A 10,364-nucleotide genomic window follows, 5' to 3' on the forward strand; every position below is an offset into this window, starting at 1 on the left:
AAATAATCGGCCTTACCCGCCCAGCCAGGCTTCCGTTGCCAGTACTGATTCTGACACTCCCAATGAGTTTCGCCCCCAAGGTCAAAATTTAGGACCGTCCTCCACCAAATGACCTCCTTTACACTCCCCATTCTATGAGATTCTCCCTTTTCTTCCTCCTCCTGATCGTCGGATTGACGGGTGCGTTTGCCCAGTCCTACCCCGTTGACATCCGCACGGTAGACGCCGAAAGCAATACGCCGCTGGGTTTTGTCAACGTCCAGGTGGAGGGTACTTCCCTGGCGGGCACCACGGATTCCGAGGGCGCCCTACAACTGGAAATACCGGCCGGGCGCCAACGGCTGCTGGCCTCCTTCCTGGGGTACGAGGCCATACAGATGGACCTCCGCGTTACCGGCCCTCAGACCGTGACGCTCCGCCTGGAGCCCACCGCCCAGCAACTGGAAACCATTGAGGTAAGCTCCAACGACGCCAGCGACCGGCTGGAACGGCCGCTGATGGGAGTGGAACGACTGAGTATCAAGGAAATAGAAATTCTGCCCGTTGCCCTGGGAGAAGTCGACGTATTCCGCGGACTACAACTACAATCCGGCGTCAACTCGGCGGGGGAAGCCAGTAACGGTCTCAGTGTACGGGGAGGAACGATTGACCAAAACCTCGTGCTCCTGGACGGCGCACCGATCTTCACCCCCACCCACCTGTTTGGACTTTTCTCGGTGTTTACCCCCGATGCGGTAGGTAAGGTGGATTTATTCCGGGCCAATATTCCCGCGAGATTCGGTGGTCGGGTGTCCTCGGTCCTCGACGTTCGCTCGCGGAACCCCAACACCGATAAGTTTAAAATGCAGGGAGGGCTAGGGCTGGTCTCGAGTCACCTCAGTGTGGAGACTCCACTTACCAAAGACAACAAACTCCAGGTGCTGGCCGCCGGACGAGCGGGATTCAACGACTTTGTCTTCGGTCTGGTGGAACGCCTGAAGAACACCAGGAGCCGCTTCGTAGACGGCACCCTGAAACTTCGCTACCTGGCCAACGACAAGAACATCTTTACTTTTTCCGGCTTCTACTCCAAGGATTTTTACGAGATCGACCTCATCAACTCCTTTGGTGGCATCGTAGCGGAAAGTAACCAGAACGACTACTTTACCCTAAACGGCAGCCTGGAGTGGTTGAAGATTTTTTCCGATAAAACAAGCCTCCAAACCCGCCTGGTGAGCAGCAACCACGTCCCGAAAGTGCTGTTTCCCCAGTCGAACACGGATAATGTCGTCACCTACAGCTCCCAAATTCAGTACAAGAGTATCCAGTCCATTCTCGATCACCAGACGGACGGCGGGCACCTGTTGTCCGGGGGCGTACAACTGATTCGCTACGATCTTCAACCCGGTGAGCTGGATCCCGGCGGAGTTGAAAGCATCAACCCCGTTACCCTGACCAACGAACAGGCCATCGAGGCCAGCGTTTTTGCCGAGGATGAATGGACCGTCAGTGACCGCCTCACGCTTTCGCTCGGACTTCGGTACACCTACTTCAGTCAACTCGGCCCCGGGGAACTTCGCACTTACGAGGACGGTCAGGAGATTACCGCCGACTTCCTCACGGGAACGACCAGCTTCGGAGCCGGAGAAAACATGCAATCGTACGGCGGGCTCGAACCCCGCTTTGGCATGAGTTACCAGCTCAGTGACCGGGCCAGTTTCAAAGCGGCTTACGCCCTTAACCGGCAGTATCTCCAGAACATCTTCAACGCGACCACTCCCCTACCCACCAGCCGCTGGAAAACCTCCGACAACAACATCCTCCCCCAACGGGCAGAACTGTACAGTGCGGGCTTATTCTTCCTGCCCGGCTCGGGTAAGTATGAGTTAAGCCTCGAAGGCTATTACCGGCAGATTGCCAACCTCCTGGAGTACAAGCCCGGAGCGGAGTTCTTCCTGAACCCGGAAGTAGAGACGGACCTGGTCCAGGGAGAAGGCAAGGCCTATGGCGTGGAAGTGGGGGTCCGCAAAGCCAAGGGTATGCTCACCGGAGAAATCAACTATGCCTACGCCCGCAGTCTTAACCGGGTGAACGGGTCCACCTTTTCCACCCGGATTAACGGTGGAGACTGGTATAACGGCTACTTCGATCAGCCCCACACCCTGAACACCAACATTACCCTGGACGACGGAACCACCCACCGGCTGAGCTTCAATTTCGTCCTACAGAGTAACCGACCCTACACGGTCCCCAACGGATTTCTGACCATTGACGAGCTTCCCGTTCCGATTTTCCTGGAGCGAAACAACGATCGGTTGCCAACCTATCACCGACTCGACTTCAGCTGGACGATCACCAATCCGCTGATGGTTAAAAAGCGCTGGACGGGAGACTGGACCTTCACCGTCTATAACCTCTACGGACGCAAAAATGCTTACAACATCTACTACTTGCCCCGTTCCGCCGGTGGCCCTTCGGAGGTGTTCGGAGCAAGTCCGCTGGGCAGCTATCGCCTGACCATCTTCGGCGCGCCCATCGTGAGCTTATCGTACAATTTCACCTTTGAGTAGGGGCTGTTCATGAGGGCGCTAACGCGCAGGTGCCATGAACCGGGAAGGGCCAGGTTTCCTGGTAACCAATCATTGAGAAGGATGGTCCCCGGCAGCATTAATTAGTACGGACCACCCTTTTCCAGATTTCCTTGCCGTCCGAAAGCCTGATGCGCAGGAAGTACATCCCCAACGGTAGATCCCGGGCGGCCAGACGCAATGATCGCGCAGCGGGATGGTATGCTTCCAGGCGCTGTCCACCGGCCGTAAGTACGGTCACCTCCCGCATTTCCTGCGTACTGTTCAGGTTAAGGACATCCGTCACCGGATTGGGGAAAATGGCAACGGTCTCCTCCCTCGACGGGGAAGCAGTTGAGGTGGCGCACTCCAGGCCATTTATCCTTGCCCAAACCTCCTCATTGTAGTCCACGGCGATCAGTCCACCCTCCCGAAAAGCATCCCCCATTCTGATCCAGACGAGGTTCTCTTCCGGCACTACGTTGATCAGCTGTCCGTCCTTCCCCATCGCCACGTAAGTACTGGCGGGGGCACTGGGGGTCAGCGGCCGATTAAACACCTGCCGTACCTGGGGTACCATGAGGCGATCCTTGCCGTTTAACCACCACAGGTATCCGTATGCGGGATTCAGGTCTTGTGAGCTGGTGATCATTTCCCGGTGGTAGGTCGTATCGTCAAGGATACGGGTTCCGTCCCATACTCCCCCGTTGAGCATCAGCAGACCAAAACGGGCCATGCTTCGTGCGTTACTGGCGTAAATCCGGTTATAGCCCAGGGTCAGAAAGCCACCGTTCATTCCGATACGATTTCTCAGCCGACCAAGCAGATACTGGTTGAGGGGAATACCCGTAGCCGCCGGCAATATGGCCGTCAGCTGAGTGTACGAACCATTGTGGTAGGCCCAGCGGGTACCGGCATCCGCCAGGTACTCCAGACACTCGGGGTCCGTGCAGAAATCTCCCTGGCGATCGTCAAGGCCGGAAGTTTGGGAAAGGAGATTGCGGACGGAAATCGCCGACTCCTGTTCCGGGGTGGCGCTGGTCCATCCCGGTCCCAAATAATCACTGGCGGAATCATCAAGGTCCAGATACCCTTCCTGCTGGGCAATTCCGATGAGCATGGCCGTAACGGTTTTTCCCGCAGAATTCCATAGCCACAGGCTGTCTGGCCCAAAGTTGTTGTAATATTCTTCCATGACGATCTTCCCGTCCTTGAGTAGAATAAAGGCTCGGGTATTGCTTTGCTCCAGAAAGTCGCTTAGCGCACGAACTCCTTCCGGGCAATACCCTAAGGTCGTGGGGGCAGTCTCTTCCCAGGCTCCGCCATCGATCGGAGGGAAATAAAGCGACTGGCCGGGCAGGCCGGGTAGTAGTAACAGCAAGGGCAATAGGAGGAATAGTCTCATCGAATGGGTTTTCTTCTATGACTATTAATCCTTTTCAAAGTTTATTCCCTACCCGCAAGTCATCTAAAAAACAGAAACTACCGACGACAGGCTTTCAGGGCCTCCACCATCAGTTCAAGTTCCTTCACCGTGTTATAGACGTGGGGAGATACCCGGATGGCATCACCACGGTAACTGACCGTTAGGCCCCTTTCCGCAAAAGCATCGGGGATCTTATCCGTAGCGATGCTGTCCGGGACCCTGATCCCGACCAGGTGATGCGCCCGCTCGGTGGGAAGGATAATATCTAGCGCCATCAGTTCGGGGATGACGGCCTCCCAGAGCTTTGCGCAATAGTGCTGAATATTCTTCAGTCCCCACGCATTCACCTGTTGCAGTGCCGCTTCCTGCATGGGGGTGATGATGAAGTTGGAATGTTCTCCTACCGAATAGCGATTTGCCAGCGGCCGGTATTCCTCACGGTAGTTGACGAGGTTGCGGAAGTCTTCACTGCCCGCGCGATTGATCCAATTCTCTTCCAGGGGTTCTCCTTCGTCCATCCGGGCACCGTAATAAGCGTAGCCACAGCCGTAGGGTCCCATCAACCATTTGTAGCCGCCCGCCACGATCGCATCTGGTCGAATCTCTTCCACCGAGAAGGGCATCGCTCCCAGTGACTGGGTACCATCGATCACTAACCACGCCCCTACGTCATCCGTCCGCTGACGAATCGCGGCCAAGTCAAATAAACTTCCGTCCGCCCAGTGAATATTGGCAATGGCTACGGCGGCGGTTTGTGGATTAATGGCCTCCAGCACTTTCTGGTTCCAGGACGTTTTGTCCCCCTCCTGGGGGCGGGAAATAACCCGCAGGGTCGCTCCCGTTAGCTGGCATTTCTTGTGCCAGGCGTAGTAATTGCTGGGGAATTGATCTTCCACCACAATGATGTGCTGATTGGCCGAAAGGGGAAGGTTTTTGGCCACGGTGGCAATCCCGTAGCTGGCCGCAGGAATGAGGGCAATCCGCTGAGCTTCCCGGCACCCAATCAGGCGGGAAAATTGTTGCTTTACCGATTCAACGGGACCAAAAAACTGGTCGATGGGCATGGAGGAATTGTGTTCCCGCCAATCCAGGGCGTGTCGTGCAGCTGCCGCCACACTTTTCAGTTGCGGGGCCCGCGAGGCCCCGTTCAGGTAGCCCCGGATGGCAGGAGTCGGAAAGAGATCGGCCTGGCAGCGAAGGGAAGCCGGAGGAGCAAGTGGATTCATGGAGCTAAAATACTGTTCGAATTCCAATCCTCCAGCAGCGGATACTTTTCCTTCTTCTCTGCCGATTGATCCTGACGGTGTTCCGTGGCCAGATCAAAACAATTACCCCCTAACGAGGATATGCGTCCAAACATCTACTGACCTACCGGGGTTTCCGAGGTAGACATTCCTACCACGTGACCACTCACATTTTACTGCTCATCATCGCCGGCCTGGCGTTTCTGGGGTCCTTCATTCTTCCCAGCTTGCTAAAAAATCGCCTGTTGAGCCTACCCATTATTTACGTGGGCTTTGGCTTCCTGGTGTTCAGTCTCCCGTTGGATCTTCCTCTGGTTAATCCGGAGGATAAAGCCTTCGATCGCGCTACCCTGGAGTACATCACAGAATTTATCGTCATCATTTCTCTGGCGGGTACTGGCCTGAAGCTGGACCGCAAGCCCGGCTGGAAAAACTGGGCGTCGGGCATTCGGTTGCTGGCAATTACCATGCCCGTAACCATTGCCATCATCAGCCTATTGGGTTACTACTGGTTGGGACTCTCTCTGGCTTCGGCCGTTCTTCTGGGGGGCGTTCTTGCCCCCACCGATCCGGTACTTGCCGCCAACGTTCAGGTGGGGCCACCAAATGAACAACTACCGGAAGATGAAGTGCGCTTCGGATTAACGCTGGAGGCCGGGCTTAATGATGGGCTCGCCTTTCCCTTCATCTACCTGGCCGTGGCCCTCGTTTCCTACAATTCCTTATCCGACACCCTCTTTACCTGGGCGTGGTGGGACTTCGGGTACCGAATTCTGGTTGGCCTGGCCGCGGGCGTAGCCATCGGGCATGCACTTTCCTGGACCTTTTACCGGGTCCGGGATCACATGCAAAAGCAACAGGATACTCAACTCCAGGAGGGCTTCTTTGTGCTGGCCGCTACCCTGCTCACTTACGGAATTACCGAAATCCTGGAGGGTTACGGTTTTCTGGCCGTTTTCATTGCGGCCGTCGTCAGCCGGCATAAATCAAAAGATGACCAGGGTCCCAAAAAGAGTTTCCGGGCCATCGAGCAGGTCGAGCAGGCCTTTCTCGGCATCTTCCTCATCGCCTTCGGTGCCATTCTAGCAAAGGGGGGGCTTTCGGACCTAACTTTTGCCGGAGCAGCTATCGGGGTTCTGCTTATTCTGGTTGTCCGCCCCCTGGCGGGCCTGATCGGCTTCCTGGGGTGTGACCTTCCCCTCGTGGAATGGTTTGCAATCAGTTTCTTTGGCATCCGGGGAGTAGGCTCCCTTTACTATTTGGCCTACGCACACAATACGGAGCAGTTCTCCCACATCGACTCCATCTGGGCCACCGTTAATTTCACTATCCTGGTCAGCATCGCCGTTCACGGCGTCACCGTGAACCCTATTCTCCGCTGGGTGGATCGAAAAATGGGCCGGCCGATTAAATAATCAGAAACGGCAACTGTCTCCCGCCGGAACACCATTGACAGCGTAAACCCGATCAAACCGTAGCCAACTGCCGTTCTCCAGTTGGAGGTACTCTTCCGTCAGATAAGTTTTGGTATCCCTGAGTTTGGTGGATAATTCTCTGCGGTGGCCATCCACCCCCAAATACTCCAGCAGTACCGTTCTCCGGGTTACGATGGCAGCTTCAAATTCATCGTAGAAGTTACAATCGATGGGCCGATAGTTGGTTCGCTGGGCGGAAGCATACCATTCGGCCAACGGCCGAAGGTCTGCAGTAGTAACCTCCATAAAGCGTTTAATTTGCCCCTCCAGCGGGAAGTCCTCCGATCCCGGGCCAATTACAGCAACGGGCCGGCCACTCCGGGCGGCCAGTTGAAGTTGCTGGAAGTCCTGCTCGCCAAGTGGGAGAAAGGCCAACACGCCGTCTACCTCAAAGAGTGGATGGGATTCCCAGTGGGTAAAGGAAACCTGATCGGGTATCGAGGAGGATTCAATTACTTCTGGCATCCTCCCCAGGATAGCAATCACCATGGCGAATTATTCTAACCGATAATCGTCACGGGCGGGAGAAAATACATCGATTATCCGGCACTCGGTTACGGCAGTTCCCGAATGTGGCGTATTGCCCGGAATGACCACCACGTCTCCCGTAGTACAGATGCGGGTTTCCTCTCCGACGGTGAACTTAAAGGTTCCCTCGAGTATGGTGGAAATTTGTTCGTGTGGATGTTGGTGAGTAGGCAAAGCGGTGCCTTCCTCCAAGAGAAAATCAGCTACGGTTAGCTTTTCGGTATGCACCAGATGGCCAACAATACCGGGAAAGACTTCCTGCTCACGGGTATCGCTTCCTTTACTGTAAAATCGTTTCATCTTCTGGGTTTATCCGGTAATGTGGCGGGTTAGTCCGCCATCCACGCTGATGGTTTGGCCGGTGATGTAGGCGGCATGGGGTGATAGTAAATAGGCGGCCATGGTGGCAAAATCCTTCGGTTGCCCCAAGGACTGGGTCGCCGTTTCTGCGGTAAACTGAACCGTGGCTTCCTGCAGTGATATTCCCTGGATTTCGGCAGATTTATCCAGCACCGTCGTGATTCGGGGAGTAGCGTGATAACCGGGGGCCAGCAAATTCACGGTAATGCCCTCCTGCCCTATTTCTCGGCTGAGCGTCTTGGCAAAGCCAGCGACCGCCGCCCGCATGGCGTTACTAAGCACGAGATTATCAATGGGTTGCTTGATCGAAACACTCTCAACGAAAAGCAACCTTCCGTATCCCCGTTTCTGCATTCCGGGTACCAACAACTGGGAGAGTTGAATTTTCCAGCGCAGGGTACTTTCGTACGCCCGATCCCAATCGCTCATCTTAACCTCGTCGATCCGCCCCGTGGGTGGTCCGCCGGCATTAAACACACAGCCCGCCAGCGGATAGCCCGATACGAATTCCGCTAATTCCTCGATGGCCCGGGGGTCGGAGAGGTCCGCAGGGAAGGCCAGACATTTACCTTCGTAAGCCGATGCCAATGTTTCCAGCGTATCCTTACTCCGGGCTACGGCAATCACGTAGGCCCCTTCCCCTAATAATTGCTCGGCAATTGCCTTCCCCAGACCGCTGGTAGCTCCGCCGACGATGAAATACTGATCCTTGATCGCTAAATCCATACCGCAAGGTACTGTGGTCCCACCAAAGAACCATCTTCCCGTAGGTGAGAATAATTGGGTCTTAAAAAAACATAGGCCCAGGGTTTACCCTGAACCTATTGTCCCATCCCCGTGGATAGGGATGTATTCGATGGTCTATCGCTGGAGTATGGCCTCCAGGGCATCCGCCGGCTGAACTATTCGTCCCGTAACCCGCGTTTCCGGACCGTCCTCACCGGTGGCGTGGAGAATGGCGTAGGCACGTTCGGCGGTTAACTCCGGTTCCAGCGAACGCATAACCCCCAGCAAACCCGCTACGAAGGGACAAGCCATGCTTGTGCCGCTGAAAGATTTGTAAGTGTTGTTCGGGGTGGTGCTAAAGATGCCCACTCCCGGCGCGGCGATGCCGCGCTTGACGCGGTCCACCCGATTACTGAAGGGAGCACGTAACAACTTATCGTCAAGCGCCGCTACCGTAATCATCCCGTCGGCGTTGGCCGGTGAGTAGTTGGCCGCATCCCGGTTACTGTTTCCGGCAGCAGCCACTACGATCGCCCCGTGATCATGAGCGTACTTCACGGCCTGGCTATAGGCTCTCTGCCGACTCTGATTACTGGGCCCGCCTAGCGAAAGGGAAATGATGTCCATATCCTCATCCACCGCCTCAATAATTCCGGCAATGATGGTTTTCTGGGTTCCCATCCCACCGGCACCCAGCACTTTAATGCTGGTGATTTCAACGAAGGGCTTCTCTCCGGAACCAGCCAGGCTACCGATGCCGATGCCGTTGTTCGTCACGCCAGCGGCGATCCCGGCACAGTGGGTTCCGTGCCCCATGGGGTCATTGTCATATTTACGTTCTACCGTAAAGTAATTGTCTACGATATCCTCGTGCTTTCCGTCTACACCGGTATCCAGAATGGCAATTTTGGCCTGCTGCTTGGGCTGTTGTTTGCTCAGCAGTCGGTAGTAGCGGTCCATTTCCAGTACATCCATGATCCACTGCTGGTCGGTATTGGGGTCATTGATACTCAGGGAGCCTCTTTTTTGGGTTGAAGGCACTTCCTCGCTGAGCAAGGGCTCAACCTGAATCACTTCATTGGGCTCCATCCAGGCGACGTAGTCGAAACTGCTGAATTTTTTAACGAGGGCATCGTTATCCGCGGGAATGTCAATGGTAAAGTAATTGTCCAGCAGGGTACTGGCCTCGTCTTCCGGATGGAAAGCGGGTTGGATTGACAGTCCGTGCATAAAAGCATCCGCCTTAAGCTGCTGACTACCAGCACCTTCCCGAATCTCGATTAGGTAACTCTCCCCGGCACTAAGCTGGGGTACTTCACTGACTTCTTCGGAAGTAACCGTTATCACCTGCTTCGCAGCGACGTATTCTTCCAGTAGGTGAGCGGCAAAGAATATGCCCAGGGTCAGGACAATGGCCAACCACACCGGCATTCTTTTGTGGACGGCAAGGCTCTGTACGAAGCCGACCATTCCGAGAATCAGAAAGTCACGAACGATTTGCGGGATCGCGTCGGTCATGGTGGCAGAAACGGAGTAATCAGTCCAGATCAGCAGGCCGACCCCCACATAGGTAGCGATCATCCACCAACTGGCGTCCTGCATACTCCGGCGCCAGAACCATACGCACAGTAATAGGGCTACGAGAAAAATCATGGCAAGCAGTTTTGCTTAAAATACGCGCTTTTGGTCCCAAAAGCACCTTTGTTCGATGGATTAACGTTTCCATTAGACGAATCCATCCGGCTTAAAAACGTTCTTAACTGCTGTATAGATGTATTGGATTGGATCTTTGGTGGAGGGCGCCGGAGCGCAGGTGCAGAAAATTACCGGAGCCCAGCAGACTCTGAACAGTCCAAAAATTGGCCATTAATCCTTGATCATCAAATGGTTAAAGTAAAATTTGCAGAGCTCCCCAAACGGAGAAAGCCCCGCTGCGGTATGCAACGAGGCTTTCATAATTGGCGGCGACCTACTCTCCCGGGATCTTGTCCAAGTACCATCGGCGCTGGGCAGCTTAACTTCTCTGTTCGGAATGGTAAGAGGTGATCCTGCCCGCAAT

Annotated in this window: 8 protein-coding genes and 1 rRNA gene; 2 read left to right on the plus strand and 7 right to left on the minus strand. The window is 55.0% G+C overall.

All coding sequences use genetic code 11. The annotated features are described in order from the left end of the window. Window positions 1–134 precede the first annotated feature (134 nt). Entirely contained in the window at window positions 135–2,549 is a 2,415-nt protein-coding gene (locus tag E1J53_RS22625; protein WP_134274688.1) for a TonB-dependent receptor, read from the plus strand. Window positions 2,550–2,646: 97 nt separating this feature from the next. On the opposite strand, the gene E1J53_RS22630 is transcribed toward E1J53_RS22625, so the two are convergent. Both E1J53_RS22630 and E1J53_RS22635 read right to left on the minus strand, forming a co-directional pair. After that, window positions 2,647–3,951, minus strand: coding sequence for a serine hydrolase (locus E1J53_RS22630; RefSeq protein ID WP_134274687.1), 1,305 nt, complete (start codon window positions 3,949–3,951; stop codon window positions 2,647–2,649). A 77-nt stretch (window positions 3,952–4,028) separates the two neighbouring features. After that, window positions 4,029–5,198, minus strand: a complete 1,170-nt coding sequence (locus tag E1J53_RS22635) for an aminotransferase class V-fold PLP-dependent enzyme (protein ID WP_134274686.1) — start codon at window positions 5,196–5,198, stop codon at window positions 4,029–4,031. 176 nt (window positions 5,199–5,374) lie between these two features. Between E1J53_RS22635 and E1J53_RS22640 the strand changes: the two genes are divergently transcribed. Further along, complete coding sequence (locus tag E1J53_RS22640; protein WP_134274685.1) at window positions 5,375–6,631, plus strand: cation:proton antiporter; 1,257 nt, start codon at window positions 5,375–5,377, stop codon at window positions 6,629–6,631. Here the strand turns inward: E1J53_RS22640 and E1J53_RS22645 are convergent, their stop codons facing one another. The 5 genes from E1J53_RS22645 to rrf all read right to left on the minus strand — a co-directional run. Beyond that, window positions 6,632–7,156 carry a hypothetical protein gene (locus E1J53_RS22645; RefSeq protein WP_134274684.1) on the minus strand — a complete coding sequence of 175 codons (525 nt, stop codon included), beginning with the start codon at window positions 7,154–7,156 and terminating at the stop codon, window positions 6,632–6,634. A gap of 30 nt (window positions 7,157–7,186) precedes the next feature. Continuing rightward, the gene (locus tag E1J53_RS22650; RefSeq protein ID WP_134274683.1) at window positions 7,187–7,519 is read right to left on the minus strand and encodes a cupin domain-containing protein; all 333 of its coding nucleotides are present in this window, start codon (window positions 7,517–7,519) and stop codon (window positions 7,187–7,189) included. 9 nt (window positions 7,520–7,528) lie between these two features. After that, window positions 7,529–8,305, minus strand: coding sequence for an SDR family oxidoreductase (locus E1J53_RS22655; RefSeq protein ID WP_134274682.1), 777 nt, complete (start codon window positions 8,303–8,305; stop codon window positions 7,529–7,531). 135 nt (window positions 8,306–8,440) lie between these two features. Next, complete coding sequence (locus tag E1J53_RS22660; protein WP_134274681.1) at window positions 8,441–9,958, minus strand: S8 family serine peptidase; 1,518 nt, start codon at window positions 9,956–9,958, stop codon at window positions 8,441–8,443. Window positions 9,959–10,261: 303 nt separating this feature from the next. After that, window positions 10,262–10,364 (minus strand): 5S ribosomal RNA (gene rrf / locus E1J53_RS22665); the annotation flags it as partial.

Source organism: Lewinella sp. W8, assembly GCF_004375085.3.
Taxonomy (GTDB): domain Bacteria; phylum Bacteroidota; class Bacteroidia; order Chitinophagales; family Saprospiraceae; genus Neolewinella.